This is a genomic window from Mesorhizobium sp. P2_F7 (assembly GCF_056403695.1).
This window is the reverse complement of the sequence record NZ_JBFUFA010000001.1, coordinates 187,204-210,325: the sequence shown is the minus strand read 5'-3', so window position 1 is coordinate 210,325 and position 23,122 is coordinate 187,204. Positions and strand designations below refer to the sequence as shown.

21 protein-coding genes are annotated in these 23,122 nt (G+C 62.7%); 19 read left to right on the top strand and 2 right to left on the bottom strand.

Annotated features, from left to right (window positions below; all coding sequences use genetic code 11):
• The first annotated feature begins 62 nt into the window (after window positions 1-62).
• The 5 genes from AC1DZ8_RS00980 to AC1DZ8_RS00960 all read left to right on the top strand — a co-directional run bounded on the left by AC1DZ8_RS00980 (window position 63) and on the right by AC1DZ8_RS00960 (window position 5,195).
• Window positions 63-1,559, top strand: coding sequence for a sugar ABC transporter ATP-binding protein (locus tag AC1DZ8_RS00980; RefSeq protein ID WP_477306765.1), 1,497 nt, complete (start codon window positions 63-65; stop codon window positions 1,557-1,559).
• Between the two features lie 19 nt (window positions 1,560-1,578).
• Window positions 1,579-2,634 (top strand): ABC transporter permease, encoded by a 1,056-nt coding sequence (locus AC1DZ8_RS00975; RefSeq protein ID WP_477306763.1) that lies wholly within the window; start codon window positions 1,579-1,581, stop codon window positions 2,632-2,634.
• Between the two features lie 28 nt (window positions 2,635-2,662).
• A complete protein-coding gene (locus AC1DZ8_RS00970; RefSeq protein ID WP_477400264.1) occupies window positions 2,663-3,598 on the top strand; it encodes an SMP-30/gluconolactonase/LRE family protein in 936 nt (311 codons plus the stop codon).
• Window positions 3,599-3,662: 64 nt separating this feature from the next.
• A complete protein-coding gene (locus tag AC1DZ8_RS00965; RefSeq protein WP_477244233.1) occupies window positions 3,663-4,778 on the top strand; it encodes an ABC transporter substrate-binding protein in 1,116 nt (371 codons plus the stop codon).
• 84 nt (window positions 4,779-4,862) lie between these two features.
• Complete coding sequence (locus AC1DZ8_RS00960; RefSeq protein WP_477306872.1) at window positions 4,863-5,195, top strand: hypothetical protein; 333 nt, start codon at window positions 4,863-4,865, stop codon at window positions 5,193-5,195.
• A 958-nt stretch (window positions 5,196-6,153) separates the two neighbouring features.
• On the opposite strand, the gene AC1DZ8_RS00955 is transcribed toward AC1DZ8_RS00960, so the two are convergent.
• Window positions 6,154-7,185, bottom strand: a complete 1,032-nt coding sequence (locus AC1DZ8_RS00955) for a LacI family DNA-binding transcriptional regulator (RefSeq protein ID WP_477306759.1) — start codon at window positions 7,183-7,185, stop codon at window positions 6,154-6,156.
• A gap of 347 nt (window positions 7,186-7,532) precedes the next feature.
• On the opposite strand from AC1DZ8_RS00955, the gene AC1DZ8_RS00950 reads away from it, so the two are divergent.
• The 14 genes from AC1DZ8_RS00950 (at window position 7,533) to AC1DZ8_RS00885 (ending at window position 21,689) form a co-directional block, all read left to right on the top strand.
• Window positions 7,533-9,146, top strand: a complete 1,614-nt coding sequence (locus AC1DZ8_RS00950; RefSeq protein WP_477306757.1) for an extracellular solute-binding protein — start codon at window positions 7,533-7,535, stop codon at window positions 9,144-9,146.
• Between the two features lie 82 nt (window positions 9,147-9,228).
• Complete coding sequence (locus AC1DZ8_RS00945) at window positions 9,229-10,089, top strand: carbohydrate ABC transporter permease (RefSeq protein ID WP_112560257.1); 861 nt, start codon at window positions 9,229-9,231, stop codon at window positions 10,087-10,089.
• A complete protein-coding gene (locus tag AC1DZ8_RS00940; RefSeq protein WP_477306753.1) occupies window positions 10,086-11,045 on the top strand; it encodes a carbohydrate ABC transporter permease in 960 nt (319 codons plus the stop codon). Before AC1DZ8_RS00945 ends, AC1DZ8_RS00940 begins: the two co-directional genes overlap by 4 nt.
• Complete coding sequence (locus AC1DZ8_RS00935) at window positions 11,042-12,133, top strand: ABC transporter ATP-binding protein (RefSeq protein ID WP_477306752.1); 1,092 nt, start codon at window positions 11,042-11,044, stop codon at window positions 12,131-12,133. The genes AC1DZ8_RS00940 and AC1DZ8_RS00935 overlap by 4 nt, the downstream gene beginning before the upstream one ends.
• 4 nt (window positions 12,134-12,137) lie before the next feature.
• The gene (locus AC1DZ8_RS00930; RefSeq protein WP_477306750.1) at window positions 12,138-13,199 is read left to right on the top strand and encodes an ABC transporter ATP-binding protein; all 1,062 of its coding nucleotides are present in this window, start codon (window positions 12,138-12,140) and stop codon (window positions 13,197-13,199) included.
• A gap of 35 nt (window positions 13,200-13,234) precedes the next feature.
• Entirely contained in the window at window positions 13,235-14,323 is a 1,089-nt protein-coding gene (locus AC1DZ8_RS00925) for a Gfo/Idh/MocA family protein (RefSeq protein WP_477306748.1), read from the top strand.
• Window positions 14,324-14,358: 35 nt separating this feature from the next.
• A complete protein-coding gene (locus tag AC1DZ8_RS00920) occupies window positions 14,359-15,273 on the top strand; it encodes a sugar phosphate isomerase/epimerase family protein (RefSeq protein ID WP_112560262.1) in 915 nt (304 codons plus the stop codon).
• 68 nt (window positions 15,274-15,341) lie between these two features.
• Window positions 15,342-16,286, top strand: a complete 945-nt coding sequence (locus AC1DZ8_RS00915) for a sugar ABC transporter substrate-binding protein (protein WP_477306745.1) — start codon at window positions 15,342-15,344, stop codon at window positions 16,284-16,286.
• A 59-nt stretch (window positions 16,287-16,345) separates the two neighbouring features.
• A complete protein-coding gene (locus AC1DZ8_RS00910; RefSeq protein ID WP_477306743.1) occupies window positions 16,346-17,353 on the top strand; it encodes an ABC transporter permease in 1,008 nt (335 codons plus the stop codon).
• Window positions 17,353-18,129, top strand: a complete 777-nt coding sequence (locus AC1DZ8_RS00905; RefSeq protein WP_477306741.1) for an ATP-binding cassette domain-containing protein — start codon at window positions 17,353-17,355, stop codon at window positions 18,127-18,129. Before AC1DZ8_RS00910 ends, AC1DZ8_RS00905 begins: the two co-directional genes overlap by 1 nt.
• A gap of 4 nt (window positions 18,130-18,133) precedes the next feature.
• Window positions 18,134-19,315: an aldose 1-epimerase family protein gene (locus AC1DZ8_RS00900; protein WP_477306739.1), complete on the top strand. Its 1,182-nt coding sequence runs from the start codon at window positions 18,134-18,136 to the stop codon at window positions 19,313-19,315.
• 82 nt (window positions 19,316-19,397) lie between these two features.
• The gene (locus AC1DZ8_RS00895) at window positions 19,398-20,483 is read left to right on the top strand and encodes a fatty acid desaturase family protein (protein ID WP_477306737.1); all 1,086 of its coding nucleotides are present in this window, start codon (window positions 19,398-19,400) and stop codon (window positions 20,481-20,483) included.
• Between the two features lie 39 nt (window positions 20,484-20,522).
• Complete coding sequence (locus AC1DZ8_RS00890; RefSeq protein ID WP_477306735.1) at window positions 20,523-20,837, top strand: MocE family 2Fe-2S type ferredoxin; 315 nt, start codon at window positions 20,523-20,525, stop codon at window positions 20,835-20,837.
• A 24-nt stretch (window positions 20,838-20,861) separates the two neighbouring features.
• On the top strand, window positions 20,862-21,689 hold the full coding sequence (locus AC1DZ8_RS00885; RefSeq protein WP_477306733.1) for a 3-methyl-2-oxobutanoate hydroxymethyltransferase: 828 nt from the start codon (window positions 20,862-20,864) through the stop codon (window positions 21,687-21,689).
• A 273-nt stretch (window positions 21,690-21,962) separates the two neighbouring features.
• Here AC1DZ8_RS00885 and AC1DZ8_RS00880 read toward each other — a convergent pair whose 3' ends face one another.
• Window positions 21,963-23,111, bottom strand: coding sequence for a response regulator (locus AC1DZ8_RS00880; RefSeq protein ID WP_477306731.1), 1,149 nt, complete (start codon window positions 23,109-23,111; stop codon window positions 21,963-21,965).
• Between the last annotated feature and the right edge of the window lie 11 nt (window positions 23,112-23,122).

Here is a 23,122-nt window from a genome sequence, read left to right as displayed (position 1 = left end):
TGTCGCTTGACGCTCAGAAATGTTATCGATAACATCGTTTTGCGATCTTGGGAGGAACGCTTGTGTCTGAAGAAAAATTGATCGAGTTCAAGTCGATTTCCAAGGAGTTCGGCGGCACCCGCGCGCTCTCCGACGTGTCGCTCGATCTGCACAAGGGCGAGATCCTGGCACTGCTCGGCGAGAACGGCGCCGGCAAGTCGACGCTGATCAAGACGCTTGCCGGCATCTACCGTCCCGATGGCGGCAGCATCCTGTTTCGCGGCGAGCCCTATCATCATCGCCCGCCGCGGCCGAACCAGCGCCAGCCCGTCGCTTTCATTCACCAGGATCTCGGTCTGATCGAATGGATGACGGTCGGCGAGAATGTCGGCCTCGCGCAAGGATTTTCGTTGCGCTCGGGCCTGATCGACTGGCGCTCGACCGAACAGCGGGCGCATGAGGCCCTGAAGCTGGTCGGTTGCGATTTCGATCCGACGACGCGCGTCCAGGATTTGACGCGCACCGAGAAATCGCTGGTCGCCATCGCCCGCGCTCTCGCCACCGAGGCCGATGTGCTGGTGCTCGACGAGCCGACCGCCAGCCTTCCGGCCGACGAGGTCGACCGCCTGTTCGACGCCATCCGTCCGCTCAAGCAGCGCGGTGTCGGCATGATCTATGTCTCGCATCGCCTCGACGAGATTTTCCGCATCGCCGATCGCGTCGCCGTGCTGCGCGACGGCAGGCTGGTCGGCCAGAAGAAGGTCGCCGACACCAGGCCGGATGAGCTGGTCGAGATGATCGTCGGCCGTCCGGTCAGCCAGGTTTTCAGCAAGGCTCAGACGCAGGCTGGCGAGACGGTGTGCGCTGTTCGCGACCTGGTCTGCGCCGGCGCCGGCCCAGTGTCGTTCGACGTGCGCAAGGGCGAGCTGCTCGGCCTGGTCGGCCTGCGTGGCGCCGGGCAGGAACTGGTCGGCCGCACGCTGTTCGGCTGCCAGGCCTTTTCCGGCTCGGTGACGATCAATGGCGTTACGCCCGATCTGTCGAGCCCGATCGCGGCGATGGCGGCCGGCGTCGGCCTCATCGCCCGCGACCGGACGGAGGAATCCATCGCGGCCTCCTTGTCGATCCGCGAAAACAGTTTTCTCAATCCTGGCGCCGGCAAGCGCGGACTGTTCTCCTTCCTGGCGCCGCACAAGGAGGCCGCCTTGGCGCAATTGATCGGCGGCTCGGTCGGATTGCGCCCCAACGATCCGAACCTGCCGATCGAGGCGCTTTCCGGCGGCAATCAGCAAAAGGTGGTCGTCGGGCGCTGGCTCCACACCGGTCGCACATTGCTGATCGCTGAGGATCCGACGGCCGGCGTCGATGTCGGCGCCAAGGCCGAGATCTACCGGCTCATCGGCCGCGCCCTTGAAGCCGGCCTCGCCGTCGTCGTGGTGTCGACCGATTTCGAGGAGATCGCCCATATCTGCCATCGTGCCTTGGTGTTTTCGCGCGGACAAATCGTGCGCGAACTCACCGGCGAAGACTTGACCACATCCGCCGTGATCACCGCGGCATCGGCTTCCGAAGCCGCCTGATCTTTCTGGGAGCGAACTCATGCAATCGATCGAATCCAGCGCACTCGAACCGACTCGCGGCGAAATGGCGGGTTTGCCGTTGGGGCAGAAGATCATCCGGCTGCTGCCGGTCTACGGGCTGGTGATCCTGACGGCGCTGCTGATCCTTTTGTTTTCGATCCTGCTGCCGAATACATTTCCGACCCTGCTCAATTTGCGCTCGATCATCTCCGACAAGGCCATCATCGCGCTGCTGTCGCTGGCGGCGATGATCCCGATGGCGTCCGGTCGCATTGACCTCACCGTCGGCTACGGCATCGTGCTGTGGCACATCCTCGCCATCAGCCTGCAGACCATGTTCGGCGTTCCGTGGCCGCTGGCGGTGATCATCGTGCTGCTTCTCGGCGCTGCGACCGGCTTCCTCAACGGCCTGCTGGTGGAAGTCGCCCGCATCGACTCCTTCATCGCCACGCTCGGCACCGGCACCGTGCTTTATGCTCTCGCACTCTGGCACACTGGCGGCCGGCAAGTGGTTGGCGTGCTGCCGAACGGCTTCTACGCGCTCAACGGCACGATGGTGTTCGGGTTGCCGATCACCGGCCTCTATGTTCTGGCAATTGCCGTCGCGCTGTGGATCATCCTCGAATATCTGCCGATCGGCCGCTACGTCTATGCCATCGGCGCCAATCCGAAGGCCGCGGCGCTGAACGGCATTCCGGTGCGCCGCTTCGTCATCGGCGCCTTCATCTCGTCGGGCTTCCTGACGGCACTGACCGGCGTGCTGCTGGCGTCCAAGCTGCGCATCGGCCAGGCCAGCGTCGGGTTGGAATATCTGCTGCCGGCCCTCGTCGGCGCCTTTCTCGGCTCGACCACCATCAAGCCCGGACGCGTCAATGTCTGGGGCACGATGACCGGTGTCATCATCCTGGCGGTCGGCATTTCCGGCATCCAGCAGTTCGGCGGCTCGTTCTTCGTCGAACCGCTGTTCAACGGCGTGACGCTGCTCGTCGCCATCGGCATTGCCGGCTACGCCCAGCGCAAGCGCGGCGCCGCGCACAGAGCCAGGACCAAGACCGTGGCGCAGTCCTCGAAGTGACCAGCCGAACCCATCCGGGAATAATGGAATGAGCGACTACGAGATTCTGGACGATCGCTTCCGAAAGCTGACGATCGGGCATGCCAAGYTCGAACGGCTGTGGACCGGTAGCCGCTGGGCCGAGGGGCCGGTCTATGTTCCCTCAGCAAAGCATTTGCTGTGGTCGGACATCCCCAACGACCGCTTGCTGCGCTACGACGAAAGCGACGGTTCGGTCAGTGTCTTCGAAACCCCTTGCAACAACCAGAACGGTCACACGCTCGATGGCGAAGGCCGCGTCGTCATTTGCGAGCATCGCGGCCGGCGCATCTCCCGGCTCGAGCATGATGGGCGCTGGCTGCCGCTTGTCGAGGCGATCAATGGCAAGCGGTTCAATTCGCCGAACGATGTGGTGGTCAAATCCGATGGGACGATCTGGTTCACCGACCCGGTCTACGGCATCGACAGCCATTATGAAGGCATGATTGCCCGGCCAGAGATCGGCGCGTCTCATGTCTACCGGTTCGACGAAGCAACAGGCGAGGTGGCTGCGGTCATCACCGATATGGTGCAGCCGAACGGGCTGGCTTTTTCACCCGACGAGAAAATCCTTTACGTGTCGGACACCGGTGCAAGCCATGTGCAGGGCCTGCCGCGTGCGATCAAGACCTATGATGTCGCCGCGGACGGCCGCTCGCTGCGGCCGCGCGGCACGCTGGCCGAATGCGAGGCCGGGTTCTTCGATGGGTTCCGCGTCGATCGCGATGGCAACATCTGGGCCTCGAGCGCCGACGCGGTTCGCGTCTACGCGCCGGACGGGACGCTGATCGGGCGCATCCTGGTTCCCGAAATCGTCTCCAATTTGTGCTTCGGCGGTCCAAAGCGCAACCGCCTCTACATCACCGCCCAGACGTCGCTTTATTCCATCTATGTCAACGCGCATCCAGCCGGCTTGGGCCCGGTGGCTGGGCACATCAGCCAGTGACCTGGCGCCCGAAGTCGAGTTCCGGAAGACCAGATAATTTTTTGAAACCAAGGGAGGTACCAACATGCAACGCAGAACATTCCTGAAATCATCCGTCGCTTTGATGGCCATCACCATCGCAGCCCCGGTCCTGTTCGCCGGCCACGCACGGGCGGACGCGATGGCCGACGCCATGGCGGTGGTCGAAAAATATGCCCAGAAAGTCACCGCCTGGGACGGTCCGACCACCGGCCCGAAGGCGCAGCCGGGCAAGACGATCGTCGTGCTCGCCGGCGACCTCAAGAACGGCGGCATTCTGGGCGTCACCACTGGCGTCGAGGAAGCGGCCAAGGCGATCGGCTGGGAGGTCAAGGTGATCGATGGCGCCGGCTCGATCGGCGGCCGCACCGCCGCCTTCGGTCAGGCCATGGCGCTGAAGCCGAATGGCATCGTCATCAACGGCTTTGACGCCGTCGAGCAGGCGCCGGCGCTGGAACAGGCGAAGGCCGCCGGCATACCGCTGGTTTCCTGGCATGCCGGACCAGTGATCGGACCCGACGAAAAGAGCGGCGTCTTCGCCAATGTCTCGACCGATGCCATGCAGGTCTCCACAGCGGCGGCCGACTGGGCCTATGCCGATGCCAAGGGCAAACCCGGCGTCGTCATCTTCACCGATTCGACTTATGCCATCGCTATCGCCAAGGCCGACAAGATGAAGGCGGAGATCGAGCGGCTGGGAGGCAAGGTACTCGAATATGTCGACACGCCAATCGCCGAGACTTCGCAGCGCATGCCGCAGCTCACCACCTCGCTGCTGCAGAAATACGGCGATGCCTGGACGCATTCGCTGGCGATCAACGACCTCTATTTCGACTTCATGGGACCCTCGCTTGCCGCTGCCGGCAAGGCCGGCACCGACGCACCGATCAATGTCGCCGCCGGCGACGGTTCGGAATCGGCTTATCAGCGCATCCGCGCTGGCCAGTTCCAGAAGGTGACGGTCGCCGAACCGCTCAACCTGCAGGGCTGGCAACTGGTCGACGAACTGAACCGTGCCATCGCCGGTGAGAAATGGTCGGGCTATCTGTCGCCGTTGCATGTGGTGACGGCCGACAATGTTGAGTTCGACGGCGGTCCGAAGAATGCGTTCGACCCCGAAAATGGCTACCGCGACCAGTACAAGAAAATCTGGGGCAAATAGACACGCACGGAGGCGGGCGCATCACCCGATGCGCCCGCAAAACCGGCAGACGTCTCAAGCGCAAAAAGTCAGGAAAGCCTCGCCATGATCATTCGCTACGCCCTTTTTGAAGGTGAAATCCATCCCGGGCAAGAGAGCGAATTCCGTCGCTTCGTCAGGGACAGGCTGGTGCCGCTGTGGACACAGTTTCCCGGCGCCGAGGAAGTGCGCGTTCTCGACGGCACGGCGCGCGACAAAGGTGCACCCGCCTACGCGATGGCGCTGGCCATTCGCTACCCCGACATGGACGCCTGCAACCGGGCGCTTCAATCCGACGTAAGATTGCAAAGTCGGGAGGTGACCGGTGAACTGCTGAAGATGTTCACCGGCCGTGTGCATCACCATGTTTTCGAGGCAAATGAGTACGCACCGGTCTGATTGGGATCTTGATCGGCAACGCTCCCATTGCTGCGATCGGCGAATGCCGGTATCGGTGGTTGCGTACCTGCGGACCAGACGTTCGCCCATTGGCCGCGGAACCATACGGAACGATGCGGGACCAAGGCAACCGCATGGTCCGGTGCTGGTAACATCCAGCCTTAAGACTAACAGATTGTCGCACTGTCCGAGGGAATTTGCCGCAGCTCGCATTGCGTCTCAATTGGCGCCATCCCGAGCGACGCGGCGATTGTTGATGCCTGCTGGAGGTGAGTGTGGGCATCCTGCCAACGATCCTGCGCCATAGCGACATCGGCGATCAAGCAATGCGCCCAGGATTTGATGGACGCTTGTTGCGCCGAAGCTGGGCAAGCGCGGTCCTTACAAAGCAGATAGCCTACTAGGCGGTTACCGGCCCTTCATGGCGTCCTTGTGGACTATCGAGAGCGTCGGTGCATGGGCTTCTCGGATGATCTGGCGGCCTCGTCTCTAGTGATGCCGACCTTGCGGGCGTAGTAGGCTGCCTCCGCTTCCAGCCCACCCCTGACGGCGCATCAATCGCCTGCTTGGCCTTGTGCTTTGCCTTCTTCCCCATGAGGCGAATCAACACATCGCGCGGCTTAGCTGAACGGTCGCTTCTGAGGTGGTTAAAATTTCAAACTGAGACACTAGCGCCATCCACCAATCCTTGACGAGACAGCCGCCGATCTTGCCGGCAAACGAATCGACCAGAACTAGCCGAGGGTCCAGGCGCTCAGGCATCCCCGCCGCCGAGCGCCCTGCGACCCATCTCCAGTAGGTTTGAGCGTCTGTAATCTTCCTTGCAGAGCCAGAAGATGACATTCCGCTTCCGGCCAAAGTCGGCCATTGGCCACATCGCCATCCGCGAGCGTTAAAGCAACAACGTTCAATGATCCAACGTTGCTGGTGGGGGATTGCTGGCGCTTGTAATATCCCTTCAAATCTCCGGGATGCTCTCGCGAAAAATTACCTGCAGCCGTGGCTGGTGCAGTTCGTAGGACAAGCCCCTGACGGAATGGGAGAGGATGTTGAGCGCCTCGCGCGCCTCGACGCGCGGGTTCTGGTCGATGACCGCGTCGAGCGTGCCGTCGAGCAGCAGGTCCTTGGTGCCGTCCGTCACCTCATGGCCGAGAAAGACCGTCGAACGCTCGCGGCCGCGCTCCTTGAGCGCGCGGGCAATGCCGGTGTTGCCGGCGCCGACATTGTAGATCGCGGCGAGATCCGGGTGGCGCTCCAGCAAGGCTGACGCTTCCGAATAGGCTTTCTCGCGGTCGTCGAGCATTTCGCGCATCTCGACGATCTGCAAATTGGGCGATTCCTCCGTCAGTATGTGGCGGAAACCCATCTCGCGTTCCTCATGGCCGCGATAGGACAGCGAGCCGGCAAACAGCGCCACCTTGCCCGGCCGCCCGGTGCCCATGAAGCGGTTGAGCAGATAGCCGGCCAGGCGACCTGCGGCGCGGTTGTCGATGCCGATATAGGCGACCCTCGGCACATGCTGGATGTCGGAGGCGATGGTGACGACCTTGATGTCGTTGGCCGACAGCGAGCGGATGGCCTCGCGCACCGTTGGATGGTCAAGCGCGATGACGCCGACGCCTTGCGTCTGGCCGCGCAAGTCCTGTAGCAGGCGTGCGAGCCGGTCCGGATTGAATCCCTCAATGGTGGAGACATGGACGTCGAGATCGGGCCGCGCCTGCGCCTGTGCCTCGATGTGGCGATGCAGCATCTTGATGAAGGAATTGGTGCCGGCGGGCAGCGCGAAATCGAGCCGGATGACGTCGCCGGAAAAGACGCTGCGTGGCACCGGGCTGTTCGAATTCTCCGCGATGTAGCCAAGCCGCTGTGCGGTTTCGAGCACGACTTCGCGGGTGCGCGCCCGCACGCCAGCGCGGTTATTGAGCACACGGTCGACTGTGGCGGGAGAAACACCGGCTTCCCGGGCTATGTCTGTCAGCGTGGACCGCACTTTCGATCACCTCAGCAAAAGCATCAAAATCGCCCAACCGGACTCGGATGACGGTTCATCGCTATCCGCGATTCTGATGGGAAATGATGTAACCGGCCTTGGCCAATGCGCAAGCCATGGCGCCGAACCAAATCATGCGGCCAAGCCGCACGTACGACGTAAGCCGCATTTCCCATCAAACACCGGCATCGGGGCGAGTGATGGTGATCGATGCAAGGCATTTTCTATCCTGTTTGCGATGTTATGAGGTTTTTTGATTATTTATGATGTTGACAGCCTTTGCATAGTGCCGTCAATATCAATCATCGGAGCCATGGAGGAACAAGGCTCTGAGGGAGGAGTTTTCAATGTCTGATTTGATCCGCATGTCGCGGCGCCGTTTGCTGGCGTCCGGTGGAAAGGCGGCGGTCTTCGTGGCCGCGGCAGGTATCGCACCGCAATTCATTCGTCCCGGCCGCGCCTTTGCGGCCGACGCGCTGGCGCCGGGCATGATCGGTGGCCCGACCGGCTTCGACGGCGCCGAGCGCTATCAATATGGCGCCGACACGCCGGAAGGCCGCGCCATCGAGGCGGCCAAGGCGCTGAAGGGCGCCGGCAAGGCACCGGCCAAGATCGTGCTCGGCCTGTCGGATGGCTCGATCGGCCAGCTGACGCAGCCGTTCCCGGCCGGCGCGCCGTCGATCAAGGATCTCTGGGAAAAAGAGACCGGCATTCCGATCGAAATCGTCGGCCTGCCGAACGGCCAGGAATTCACCAAGACGATGCAGGACATCTCCACAAAGGGTGGGGCCTACGACATCTACTCGACGGAATGGAACCGCCTTGGCGATCTTGCCGAAACCGGTGGCATCGCCAAGCTCGACGACTTTGTCGCCCAGTACAAGCCGGAGTGGGACGATCCCAACACCGGCTATGTCGACGGCGCCAAGGGCGTTTCGCTGCTCAACAAATATCGTGGCTCGACCTATGGTGTGTCGCTGGATGGCGATTTCCAGACCTGGGTCTACCGCACTGACCTGTTTGGCGACGAAGCCGAGAAGAAGGCGTTCAAGGACAAGTACGGCTACGATCTGGCGCCGCCGAAAACCTGGAAACAGCATGGCGATATCGCCGCCTTCTTCCAGCGCCCGGACAAGGGCCTGTTCGGCTCGACCGACCTGCGCAACCAGGGCTGGGGCTACACCAACTGGTACCAGCGCTATGTCTCGATGGCGTCGCCCAACCAGTTCCTGTTTGGCGAAGACGGCAAGCCGCTGATCAATTCCGAGCAGGGCATCGCCGCCACCAGCGAATACATCGCCTCGCTGGCGCATCATTCGCCGGATGCGATCTCGTGGGGCTGGCCGGAGCAGTACGGCAATTTCGCCAAGGGCGGGGCGGCCATGACTTGCGCCTTCTCCAACCTGCCGAAATTCCTCGACAATGCCGGCAACAAGGACTCTCAGGTCACCGGCAAGATCGGTTCCATGCTGCCGCCCGGCCGCGAGGTCGGCGGCAAGTTAATCAGCCGTTCGGTGCTCTGGTTCTCACTGACCGGAATGGTCTCATCGCAGTCGAAAAACCAAGAGGTCGCGTATCTCCTGCTGCAATGGCTCGGCTCCGCGCGGATCTATGCCTGGATGACGGCCAATCCGGGCGGCTATTTCGATCCGTTCCGGCTGTCGGACTTCTCCGATCCGTTGGTTCGCCAGACCTATCACGCCTACCACATGGATGTGGTGCGCGAGACGGTGGCGCGTACCGTGCCGACCATCAACTATCCCGGCGCCACCGCCTTCCACAATGCGTTGGACGAGAACCTGATGGCATCGCTGACCAAGGCCAAGACCGCAGAGCAGGCGATGGCCGACACCGAGACCGAGTGGAAGAAGATTTCCCGCCGCATCGGCGAGGACAAGCTGCTCGAGGCCATCAAGACCAACAAGGAGGCCTGGCCGACCGTTCTCGATCCGATCAGCTGATTCTCCTCCTGGGATCAAAAGGGAGGGGAGGGGCCTGTCGCTCCTCCCCTCAGGTAAACGACGCCACCAGCAAAGCAGCCAGATGAAGCGTTCCGCTCCCTTCGAGATATTCCGCTATGCCGCGATTGCCGCGGCCATGGCGGTGACGTTGATCCCGATTCTGTGGATGGTGTCGATGGCGTTCAAGCCGATCGCCGAATGGTCGGCAACCGGCGCCGAGCTGACATGGTGGCCGAAAAACCCGACGCTCAGCAATTTTCGCTTCGTCTTCGGCGAGTCCACCAACAATCTGATCGTCGCGCTTGACCGCAACGCGCTGAAACCGATCCTGTCGTCGCTGCTGTCGGCCACGTTCGGAACAGCGATCGCCATGTCGGCCGGTACCGCAGCCGCCTACGGGCTGTCGCGCTTCGGCTCGGGCCAGAACCTGCCGCTGGCGCTGATCCAGCTCAGGCTGTTTCCGCCGATGGCGGTGATGACGCCTGTCATGATCATGTGGGCCTTCCTCAACTTCACCGACAGCTGGTGGGGGCTGTCGCTGATCTACGGCATCGTCACGCTGCCTTTCGCCTTCTGGCTGATGAAGACCTTTTTTGACGACATGCCGCGCGAGATCGAGGAAGCGGCGCTGGTCGAGGGTTGTTCGCGGTGGCGCGTCTTCACCCGCATCACGCTGCCGATGATGCGCGCGCCGCTGGCGAGTGCCGCGCTCTTCGTCTTCATCCTCAACTGGTCGGACTATCTGATCGCGCTGCTGTTGACGACGCGCGAATGGGTGACGATCCCCGTCTACATGGCCTCGCTGTCGTCCTCGATGACCGGACAGCTCTATGGCGCCAAGGCAGCGCTCGGCCTGATCGCCGCGGTGCCGCCTGTCATCATGGGCATTGCCATCCAGCGCCATCTGGTGCGCGGCCTGACCTTCGGGGCGCTCAAGCAATGAGCGCGGTGACTGCAACGATTTCGGAGGACGACATGAACGCCGTCCAGGCAAAGCCGGCCCAGCGGGACGATGGCGCAAAGCTCGGCTTCCGGCTGACGCTGCCGGCGCAGATTCTGGTGTTGTTCATCGCGGTCTTCCCGCTGCTGATGCAGCTCTACGTCAGCCTGACCGACTGGTCGCCGCTGTCCGGCCTCGGCTGGTGGAATGCCTGGTCGATGTGGAACAATTTCGCCAACTACGCGGACCTTGCATCCGATGCGCGGTTCTGGAGCGCGCTGAAGCGCACGGCCATCGTCATGATCATCTGCGTGCCGGTGGAATTCCTGCTCGGGCTGGCGCTGGCGACGCTGTTTGCCGACGAGTTTCCGGGCAAGCGCATCTTCTACTCGATCCTGCTGATGCCGATGATGGTGGTGCCTGCGGTGGCCGGCTACATGTTCTTCATGCTGTTCCAGTCCGGCGGCCCGGTGAATGACATCCTGTCGTCGCTCACCGGTTCCCCGGTGACCATCGCCTGGCTGTCGGATCCGACGCTGGCCATGTTCGCGGTCATGGTCGCCGACATCTGGCAGTGGACGCCGCTGATGTTCCTCATCCTGCTGGCCGGCCTGGTCGGCGTGCCCGAGGACCAGATCAAGGCTGCGACGCTGCTTGGCGCCAATCCCTGGCAGCGCTTCGTCACCATCGTGCTGCCTAAGATGAAGACGATCATCATCATCGCGATGGCGATCAGGGTGATCGAGAACTTCAAGATCTTCGACACGCTCTACATCATGACCGGCGGCGGTCCCGGCGTCGCCACCGAAACCATCTCCGTCTACATCTACAAGCTCACCACGCAGGACCTGATCTGGGGCTATGTCGCGGCGATCGCACTGGCCATATTGGTCGTGCTGTCGATCGCCGCTGTCTTTGCCATGAAGCGCATGGCGCGCACATCGGAGATACCGGCATGAGCGCCATCCATCTGCAGAACCTGGTCAAGAAATTCGGCGACTTCGCCGCGCTGAAGACCATGGACCTGGCCATCGCCGACGGCGAGTTCATGGCGCTGCTCGGTCCCTCGGGCTGCGGCAAGTCGACGACGATGAACATGATCGCCGGCATGGAGGAACCAACCGGCGGCAAGATCCTGTTTGGCGAGCGCGACATGGCCGGCGTCCCGATGGGCCGGCGCGGCGTCGGCTTCGTGTTCCAGAATTATGCCATCTTCACCCATATGACGGTGCGCCAGAACCTCGGCTATGGACCTAAGATGCGCGGTGCGGCCCGAGCCGAGATCGACCGCCGCGTTGGCGCCATTGCCGAGATGCTGCAGCTGACGCCGCTGCTCGACCGCAAGGCCGACCGGCTGTCCGTCAACATCCTGCAGCGTGTGGCCATCGGCCGCTCGGCGATCATGGAGCCGGCGATCTTCCTGCTCGACGAGCCGCTGTCCAACGTCGACGCCGCGTTCCGGGCTGTCATGCGCACCGAGTTGAAGCAGCTGCAGCGGCAGTTCAAGCAGACCATGGTCTATGTCACCCACGACCAGCTCGAAGCCATGACCATGGCCGACCGCATCGCCGTCATGGACCATGGCGTGCTGCAGCAGGTCGGCACGCCGCTCGAAGTCTACAACAATCCGGCCAACCTGTTCGTCGCCCGCTTCATCGGCGCGCCCGGCATGAACCTGCTCAAGGGTTTTCTGGCGGAAAGCGATCGCGGCCTGGTTGTCGATCTCGGCCCGCTTGGCGCGACGCCACCACTGCCGGACGATATCGCTGCCTCAGTGCGCCGAGCCAGTGGCGAAGTGTTTTACGGCTTTCGCCCGGAGCAGGTGACACTGGTGCAGCATGGCCCGGGCCTGTCGATGCCGGTGACGTTCGTCGAGCGGATCGGCGCCCGCACCATAGTTCATCTTGGCGAGGGTGAGAGCGCGGTGAAGGCGGTGTTCGACAATGATGTCGGCCTGGCGATCGGGCAAACCGCTATCCTCGCGCCGGCCGCGCAGTCGGTGCGCATCTTCGACGCCGCCACCGGCCGCGCCATGAAAGCAGACTGAGACCATGGCCGACATCGTCTTCCGCAATGTGACCAAGCGCTACGGCAAGACACTGGCCGTCGACGATGCCTCGTTCACGGTCAACGACAATGAATTCTTCTGCTTCTTCGGGCCGCCGTTGTCGGGCAAGTCTACAATCCTGCGGCTGGTGCTCGGGCTGGAAGCGCCTGATACGGGCGAGATCCTGATCGGCGGCAAGCCGGTCAACGCGGTGTCGCCTGCCGAGCGTAACGTCGCCATGGTGTTCCAGAATCTGGCGCTGTTCCCGCATATGAGCGCGGTCGACAATGTACGCTTCCCGCTGGTCGAACGCGGGGTTGCCGAGCTGCAGATCAAAAAGCGGGTCGCCGATGTCTCCGCCAAGCTGCATATCGGCCATATCCTGCACAAGCCGCCGGCGCAGCTTTCCGGTGGCGAGCGGCAGCGTGTGGCAATCGCCCGTGCACTGGTGCGCGACCCCAATGCCTATCTGATGGACGATCCGATCTCGGCGCTCGATGCGCGGCTGCGCGAGGAGACGCGGGTCGAGCTGAAGCGCATCCAGCGCGAGCTCGGCAAGACGCTGATCTATGTCACCCACGACCAGGAAGAGGCGATGTCGGTCGCCGACCGCATCGCCATCCTGGAGAATGGAAAGATCCGGCAGATCGGCGCGCCGTCCGAGATCTACGACCGGCCGGCGAGCACCTACGTGGCGAGGCTGCTCGGTTCGCCGATGATGAACATTTTGAAATCGGTGCACGGCGCCGGCGGCGTCGAGGCGGCGGAAGGCGCGATCCGCATTGCTGATACAAAGGCCCCTAGCGATGCAGTCGAGATCGGGCTCAGGCCGGAAGACATCAAGGTCGGGCCATGGTCGGATGGTGGGGCCGGCCGCCCGGCGCGGGTGTTCGAGGTCGAGCCGCTCGGCGGCTATACTGTGGTGACGCTGGCCGCCGGCCAGGCGCGCCTGCGGGCACTGCTGCGCGGTCAGCCCGACATCAGGCCGGACGCGATGGTGGCGATATCCTGCGAGCCGGCTCGCGTGCATTATTTCGGACAGAGCGGGGGAGCGCTGGCACGGTGACGGCGACGCTCAGAGAAGAATTTCGGGAGGACCAGATGACAAACAATGGCATTGAGCCGGACGTGAAGGTCCGCACGAAGGAGTACCGGATCGGCTGCGTCGGCGCCGGCATGATCATGGCCGAATGCCATCTGGCTGCCTACAAGGAGGCCGGCTTTCCTGTGGTGGCGATTGCCTCGCGCACCAAGGCCAGCGCCGAGAAAGTCGCCAAGCGCTGGAGCATTCCGACCGTCCACGACACGCCGGAACAGCTGATCGAGGACACAAATGTCGAGATCATCGACCTAGCCTTTCCGCCGGACCAGCAGCCGGCGCTGATCCGCCATGCGCTGAAGCAGAAGCACATCAAGGCGATCCTGGCGCAAAAGCCGCTGGCGCTGTCGCTCGAGGATGCGATCGAGTTGCGCGACGCGGCGGCCAAGGCCGGCAAGATCCTCTCGGTCAACCAGAACATGCGCTACGACCAGTCGATGCGTGTCCTGAAGCAGATCATGGACAGCGGCGCGCTGGGCGACATCGTCTTCGCGCAGATCGACATGCACGCCATCCCGCACTGGCAGACTTTTCTCGAGGACTATGACCGGCTGACGCTCGCCAATATGAGCGTGCACCATCTCGACGTGCTGCGTTTTCTGTTTGGCGATCCCGACGAGATCACCACTCTGACGCGCAAGGACCCGCGCACAAAATTCGACCATTCCGACGGCATCACCGTGTCGACGCTGCGCTTTCCCTCCGGCGTGCTCGCGGTGTCGCTGGAAGATGTCTGGTCCGGTCCGCGCCAGGATGGCTACAAGGACGACCAGCACATCAATTGGCGCGTCGACGGCACCAAGGGTGTCGCCAAGGGCACGATCGGCTGGCCGACAGGCTCCGCCTCGACGCTGACCTACGCCTCGACCGAAACCACCGACGGCAAATGGGTGACGCCCAGCTGGGACACGATGTGGTTCCCGCACGCCTTCATTGGCGTCATGGAGCAGCTGCAGCACGCGGTGAAGACCGGCACGCCGCCGGCGCTGTCGGTCGCCGACAACGTCAAGACCATGGCGCTGGTCGAAGCCGGCTACCGCTCGATCGACAAGGGCCGCACGGTCAGGCTTTCCGAAATCTCGACAAACTGAATCAACTGAATCGCTTACAGGGAGGACTTCACACCATGATGCAATCCGGAATCTTCACGGGATACTTTCCCTACGGGCTCGAAGAGACAGCGAAGAAAATTCGCGGCCACGGCTTCAACACCGTACAGCTCGACCTGCACTTCAAGGATATCGACCTGTCGGCCGGCCAGATCACCAAGGACAAGGCCAAGAAAGTCCGCGATACGTTTCGTGCCTACGACCTGCCGATCTGCTGCATCTCGGGCTACACCAACGTCATTCATCCCGACCTCGCGCACCGCAAGGCGAATGTCGATCGGCTGAAGGAAATCATCCGCAACGCCCGCCAACTCGGCTCGGCCTATGTGATCTCGGAAACCGGCACCTACAACACCGAGAGCGAGTGGATGAGCGATCCCAAGAACAAGTCCGAAGAGGGCTTTGAAATGTGCCGCAAGGTGATCGCCGAACTGGCGCAGGAAGCCTACGACCACGGCTCGATGTTCCTGCTCGAAACCTACGTCAACAACGTCGTCGGCTCGGTCGAAGAAACGGTGCGCATGTTCGCGCAGGTCGACCATCCCGGTCTCGGCCTGCTGATGGACCCGACCAACTACTTCGAGAGCCACAACATCGACCAGATGGACAAGGTGCTGAACCAGGTGTTCGACACGCTGGCCGACAAGGTCAAGATCGCGCACGCCAAGGATGTCGCGCGCGCTGGTGACGACAAAAGCGAGAAGCACGCCGATATCGGCGATGACGATGCGCTGGCCTCGCACACCTTCCGCGGCGTCGGCGAGATGGTGCTGAATGCGCCCGGTACGGGTTCGCTGAACTACGACCTCTATTTGCAGCGGCTTGCGCAGAAGAACCCGAACATTCCGGTGATCATCGAGCATCTGTCGGAAGACGACGTTCCGCGCGCCAAGAAATTCCTCGACGACAAGTTCCGCGCCAACGGGCTCTGAGACCGCAAGGCGCCGCCGGTTTGGGAGCGGCGCCTGCATTCGCAACGACACGCAGTGGAGGAAACGAGATGTTGAAGTTTGGATTCAAGCTGGCGGCCGCGGCGACCGTGCTTGCCGGCGTTGCCCTCGGCTCGGCCGCGCAAGCCGCGGACGGCCAGAAGACGTTCTACCTCTTGTCGCATGGCGGCCCGTCCGACGCGTTCTGGATCGACTGGAATGCCGGCGCGACCAAGGCCTGCGATCAGCTCAAGGTCACCTGCAAGATCTCCTTCAGCGGCGGCGACATGGCGGCGCAGAAGGAAGCCTTCAATTCGGCGCTCGCCGCCAAGCCCGATGGCATAGCCACCACCTCGGCGCAGCCTGGATTGTGGACCGAGGAAGTGAAGGCGGCGAAGGCCGCAGGCATTCCGATCGTGTTCTTCAACACCGACGATCCGGCGACCGGACGTCAGGCCTATGTCGGGGCAGACCTCAAGGAAGCCGGCGCCATCTGGGCGAAGTATCTCGTCGACCACAAGATGGTGAAGCAAGGCGACAAGGTGTTCCTGCCGGTAGAGGTTCCCGGCGCCAGCTACCAGCAACTCGAGACAGAAGGCATCGCCAGCGTCTTCGATCCACTCGGCATCAAGTACGACGTGGTCGACTGTGGTACCGATCCGGCGGGCATCATCGCCAAGATGACCGACTACATGGTCGCCAATAATCCACCGGCGATCATCGCGCTGGGCGACTCCGTGGCGGCCAGCGTCAAGCGGGTGTTCGACGGCGCTGGTATCCCGGGCGGCAAGATCCCAGTTATCGGCTGGGGCAATTCCAAGGAGACGGCGCAGGCGGTCAAGGACGGGTTCGTCAACGCCGCCGCCTGGCAGTATCCTTCGGCGCAAGGCTTCATGCCGGTCGCGCTGCTCGGTCTCGCGGCCTCGGGCGAGCCTATCGGCTACGACATCCACACATTCGGCCTGTACGACGCTTCAAGCGTCGAACCGATCCTCAAGCTCTACGACAAGAAGTGAGGAAGTCAGCGCCTGCCGCGCGCGGCTGGCGCTGTTCACAAAGCATGGTTCAACAAGTCATGGCTATCACCGTGGAAGACGGCGCAGGGCGCGCGAAAGGCAGGTCGAACCTGATGCGCTCGCCGCAATTCTCCTCCTTCGTCATCCTCATCGTGCTCCTGGCGGTGTTCGCGCTCGCCGACGGCAATTTCCTATCGCCGCTAAACATCTCCAACATGATGGCGTTCCTGCCGGAACTCGGCATCATCGCACTCGGCATGACGCTGCTGCTCACGGCCGGTGAGTTCGATCTGTCGGTCGGTGCGGTGTTCGGCCTGGCGCCGGTGGTGGTGATGCTCCTGGTGCAGAATGCCGGTGTAGATATAGGCGTGGCGCTGCTGGCGGGACTTTTGCTCTGCATCGCTATCGGCGCTATCAACGGCATGATCGTCACCAAGATCGGCATCTCGTCCTTCCTGGTGACGCTGTCGATGCTGCTCATCGTGCGCGGCGTTGCGCTATACATCACGCAGGGCTTTCCGCTGAAGTCATGGGACCAGCCGGGCTTTATCGTCACGCTGCTCGCCGGCAGCTTCAACATCGGCGCATTCCGATTCTACACTTCGCTCTGGTGGTTTGTCGGCCTTTCCCTGCTTGCGGTCTATGTGCTGCGCTACGCCAAGCTCGGCAACTGGATCAGCGCCATCGGCTCGAACCGCAACGCCGCGGTTGCGCGGGGGGTGCCGGCCGACGCCGTCAAAATCTGGTTGTTCATCCTGACCTCGGTGCTTGCCGGCCTCGCCGGCATGATCAGCGCTTTCCGCATCTCGGCGGCCTCGCCGGTGGCGGGAACCGGCTACGAACTGGAAGTGATTGCCATGGTCGTGGTCGGCGGCACGGCGCTGACCGGTGGCCGCGGAACGATCCTCGGCACCATCGTCGGCGCGCTGATGCTGCGCGCTATCCGCAACGGCATCGTGCTCGTCGGCGTGCCTGGGCTCGCCTACAACATCTTCGTCGGCGTCATCATCCTCGCTATGCTCATCCTGCACGCTCTGCTGCAGAAAAACGCCGCAAGGAGCCGATGATGATGCAGGAAGTGCTGCGGCTGCAGAATCTGCAAAAATCCTTCGGCAGCGTGCGCGCGCTGAAGAACGCGTCGCTGACGCTCAAGGAGGGCGAGGTGGTGGCGCTGCTCGGCGACAACGGCGCCGGCAAGTCGACGCTGATCAAGGCGATATCCGGCGTCTTCCCCATCGATCGCGGCGATATCTATGTGCGCGGCGAAAAGGTCTCCATCCGCTCGACGCGCGAGGCGATGGACCTCGGCATCGAAACCATCCACCAGGATACCTCGCTCGCGCCGGACCTCAGCATCGCGCGCAACCTGTTCCTCGGCCGCGAGCCGGTCAATCTCAAATGGCTCGGCGTCTTCGCGCCGCTCGATCTCGCCAAGTTGCGCAATGCTGCCTCAGCGCTGCTGAAGCGCGTCGGCATCTCGAAGAAGCTCGACGCCGACGCACTGGTCTTAACGCTTTCCGGTGGCGAGCGCCAGTCGATCGCGATCTCGCGCGCCATGCAGTTCGCCGCCAAGGTCATCATCCTCGACGAGCCGACCAACAATCTCGGCGTCGAGGAAACGCACGGCGTGCTGCGCTTCGTCAAAGAGATGCGCGCGGCCGGGCATTCGGTGCTCTTGATCACCCACAACATCCACCATGTGTTCGAGGTCGCCGACCGCATCATCGTCATGCGCCGCGGCGAGATCGTCGCCGAACAGACGGTCGCTGGCACCGACCTCCTTACGGTGGAAAGCCTGATAACCGGCGCCGACCTGTCGGCCCTGATGAAAAGAGCGCAGTGACGGCATGGTGAAGCTCTACGGTCAGACGCTTTCGCGCCGGCAGCTCGCCGAACGCTCCGGCATGCTGTCGCAATTTGCCGGCGTGCGGCTGATGACGCTCGGCGACGGGGTGGAGCGCGGCATTCGCATGCTGGAGTTCCGCACCGGCTCGGGCCTGCGCTTCACCGCGCTCGTCGACCGGGCGCTCGACATCGCCGATTGCGAATACAAGGGCCAGGCGATCGGTTGGCATTCGCCGAGCGGTTTTCGCCACCCGGGGCTGCATGACTATGAAGGCGAGGAGGGGTTTGCCTGGGGGCGGTCCTTCTCCGGGCTGCTGGTCACCTGCGGTCTCGACCACATTCTTGGCCGCTGCGAAGTTCCGGCCGAAAACTACAATTATCCTGGACGCAAGACCGTGACGCATTCGCTGCATGGGCGCATCGGCACTATCCCCGCGCGGCTCACCGGCTACGGGGAAAGCTGGGACGGCGACCGCTGCGTGCTGTGGGCGGAAGGGGTCGTCCAGCAGGCAAGCGTTTTCGGCGAGGATTTGCACCTCATCCGCCGCATCGAAGCCGATGTCGGCGGCAGCGAGATCCGGCTCTCGGACAGTGTCGTCAATCACGGGTTCCACCGAACGCCGCATATGTATTTCTACCACGTCAATGTCGGCCACCCCTTGCTCGACGAGGGCTCGCGTTATCTGTCACCGATCCGAGACGTGGTGTGGGCCGCGCATGCCGGCGAGCGCTACGAGGCGCAGAAGGTCGGCTACCGCACCATGCCTAAGCCACAGCTCGGCTTCAGCGAGCAGGTCTGGCAGCATGAGCTCGGCGCCGACGCCAGGGGCGAGGCGCCGGTGGCCGTCGTCAACGACCGCCTCGGCCTCGGCTTCGAGGTCGTCACCCGCAAGGACCAGTTCCCTTGTTGTTACGAGTGGCAGAATTTCCAGGCCGGGCAGTATGCGCTTGGCATCGAGCCCTCGACACACCATGTGCTCGGCAATCTTGCCGCGCGCGAGCGTGGTGAGATGATCTGGCTGGAGCACGACGAGACCCGTGCCTATGACGCGGTGTTCCGCGTCCTCGACGGTAAGGATGCGATTGCCGATGCGGAACGAAGGATCGTGGCCATCGCCCGCCAGCCCGAGCAGGATTATCCTCAGCCCTCCGGCAATTTCCCGAGACTGGCGGGCGGGGCATGAGCGTGACGAACATCCATAGCAAGCCCTCCGGCCGGCGGACCGGATTGCCAGCGCCGCTTGAAGATTGGAGGCCGATGTGACGATGGCAAAGAAGCGGGACTACAGCCTTGTCGGCGAAAGCACACGTACAGCGATCGAGACCGGGCTCGCCTCGGCGGACTGGTACCACACCGACGTGGCGCGCAAGACCATTAAGGAACTGATGCAGCGCTCCGACGGGCCGGCGATCCGCGACACCACCATCTGGATCGTCGCGATCCTGGGCTCGGCGGCCGGCATCGTCTGGTTATGGGGCACATGGTGGGTCGTGCCGTTCCTGTTCGTCTATGGCGTGCTCTACGGCTCGTCGAGCGACTCGCGCTGGCACGAATGCGGCCACGGCACGGCCTTCCGCACGCGCTGGATGAACGACGTCGTCTATCACATCGCCTCGTTCATGCTGATGCGCAATCCGGTGCAATGGCGCTGGAGCCATGCCCGCCATCACACCGACACCATCATCGTGGGCCGCGACGCCGAGATCGCGGTGATGCGGCCGCCTGACCTCATCAAGGCGGCACTGGCCTTTACCGGCATCCTCGACTTCCGCTATTCGCTGCCGACGCTGGTGCGCCAGGCCTTCGGCACATTGTCGGACGACGAGAAGAGCTACATACCGGAGATGGAGCAGCACAAGGCGGTGATCGCGGCGCGCTGGCATATGGTCGTGTATGCCGCGACGATCGCTGTCGCGATCGCGCTCAGATCATGGATACCGCTGGTCCTGATCGGCCTGCCGCGCCTTTACGGCACCTGGCACATGGTGACGACCGGCTTGCTGCAGCATATCGGGTTGGCCGACAACGTCACCGACCATCGGCTCAACACGCGCACCGTCTACATGAACCCGATCAGCCGCTTCATCTACTGGAACATGAACTTCCATGTGGAGCACCACATGTTCCCGATGGTGCCCTATCACGCGCTGCCGAAGCTGCATGAGCTGATCAAGCACGATCTGCCGCTGCCGAACCCGTCGATGTGGCACGCCTATCGCGAGGTCTGGCCCGTGTTGCTCAGGCAGCTCAAATACGAGGACTACTATCTTAAGCGCGAACTGCCGCCGACGGCCAAGCCCTATCGCGGCGAGTTCCACGATCTCGACATAACGGCCGCGGCCGCCGAATAGGCGTCGCGCGCCAATCCAGAGAGATGACCGGAGAAAGACATGGCGGAATGGGTTGAAGCATGCGCGGTCGACGACGTGGATGAGGAGGATGTGATCCGCTTCGACCATGGCGGTCGCACTTTCGCGATCTATCGCTCGCCGGACGACGCATTCTTCGCGACCGACGGTTTCTGCACGCATGAAAAGGCGCATCTCGCCGACGGGCTGGTAATGGATGACATCATCGAATGCCCCAAACACAATGGCCGCTTCAACTACAGGACCGGCCAGGCCAAGGGTGCGCCGGTCTGCGTCGACCTCAAGACCTATCCGGTCAAGGTCGAGGCCGGTAAGGTGATGATCGAGATCGGCTGAAACCCAATAGACAAGGATGTACCGATGAGCCGAAAGAGACCGACCGTTGCCGATCTGCGCGCCATGAAGGGCAAGCGGCAATTGACCATGCTGCGCGTGCTAACGCTGGAAGAAGCGGAGGCCGCTGAGCGCGTCGGCATCGACATCGTCTCGGTGCCGCCGGAGCTGGTGCTCAATCCGCAATATCGCGATGCCGCGCCGAGCCTCTTCACCATGCCGGGCGTCAACTTCTTCGAGATCGGCACGGCCGACGATTTCGTCCGCTGGTCGTTCCGGCTCTACAAGGCCGGCGCCGACGCCGTCTATTGCAGCGCCGGCTATGCCACGATCAAGCGCATGGCCGACGACGCGATACCTGTCATCGGCCATGTTGGGCTCATTCCGTCCCGCGCCACCTGGACCGGTGGCTTCAAGGCCGTCGGCAAGACCGCGGACACCGCCATGCAGGTGTTCGAGGCGGTCAAGCAGCTGGAGGCCGCCGGCGCCATCGGCGCCGAGATCGAGGTGGTGCCGGTAGAAGTGGCGAAAGCGATCTCCGAACGTACGCCGCTGATCATGCTGTCGATGGGCGCGGGCACGGGCTGCGACGCGCAGTATCTGTTTGCCGAGGATATACTCGGCACCAATCGAGGGCATATGCCGCGCCATTCAAAGGTCTACCGCAACTTCGCCGCCGAGTACGACCGGCTGCAACAGGAGCGCATCGCGGCGTTCTCGGAATATGTCGCCGACGTCAACAGCGGCGCCTATCCGGAAGACAGGCATATCGTGCACATGGATCCGGACGAGCTAACCCTGTTCTTTGAACACCTGAATAAGGCGAACTCTACCCTCTCCAATAGTCTGGCCTAGCGGCGCGCAACAAATTCGAATTCCCATGGTCGGCCGCCGAACGGCAGCTTTGCGCCGCATCTCGGTAGTTGAGCAGGCCATAGCGGCATCCCAAAAGTGGACATCCGAGCGAACAGGCAAGAAGGCGCGTTGCGCCAGAGGCGGCCATTGGTTGTACTTGCGGAACGACCGCATTCTCCCGGTTGCGGAGATTGCGAGATCGATCGGTGGCCGGGCTGCTTTGTGCCGACGGTTCGATGGGCCGCATCGTGCGAAAGAGACCAGCGTGCGTCGCTAGCTTGGCCGACCGATCCATCGCACGATTTCATAGGCCGGCATCGGGCGGCGAAAACCTTTCAGCGTCAGTTCGCCAACAAGAACGGACTCGACGATCGACTCGACAGCGCCGAGGACCCGTTGGCTAACGAGAATCTGGCGGGATTTGGCCTCCTCGCACAATCGGGCGGCATGGTTCGACACCGTGCCAATGACAGCATAGTCCGAGCGCTGATCAAAACCGATGCGCCCTATGGTTGCGTGGCCCCTGGCAATGCCGATCCCGAAGCCCAGCAAATAGTCCCGCTTGCGCCAGCGTTCTGAATGCTCATCAATCGCGTCGCGCATCGCAGCAGCCATCGAGACGGCTCTCTCGCTGTGGTCGGCGCATAGCAGTGGATCGTTGAAAACCACGACGATACCGTCGCCCACGAACCGCTCGAGAGTTCCCTCGTGGCGGACGATTTGTTCACCAAGACAGGAATGATACTCGGCAAGAACCGTCATGACTTCTTCGGGTTCTGCGGTCTCCGCGAAGGCCGTAAAGCCGCGCAAATCGCAAAAGACAACGGTCACCTCGCGACGGTGGCTCTGCAAAAGCGCGTCTCCATTGCCCGCCGCAACAATAAGGTCGGCGACCTGTTCGGGCAGGAACCGCCTGAGCCGCGCCATTCGCTCGAGCTCCGTCACCTGGTCGGCCACGGTTTGCTCGAGCGAGCGGTTCCAGTCGGAAAGTTGCGCGGCTTGATCCTCAAGGCGCTTGGCCTGGCTCGCGACAGTGTCGTGAAGCGCCTTCTGGCGCAGCATCGAGCGCACCCGCGCCAACAGCGCCTGGTGCTCGAAGGGCTTTGTCAAATAGTCGTCGCCACCGGCGTCCAGCCCCTCGACCACATCGCGCGTGTCGGCCTTCGCGGTGACGAGGATGACCGGAATCGCCTGCAGGGAGGTGTCCTGCTTGAGCATGCGTACCACACTAATGCCGTCGAGCTTCGGCATCATGATGTCGAGCAGGATCAGATCCGGCGTGAGTTCGCGGGCTTTCGCAAGCCCCTCTTCACCATCGGCGGCGGTTGCAACTTCGTAGCCGTTCGCCTCAAGGCGCATGCGCAGGATTTCGAGGTTTTCCGGAGTATCGTCGACCGCGAGAATGCGTGGCGGATCGTGCAAGGCGCTGCCTC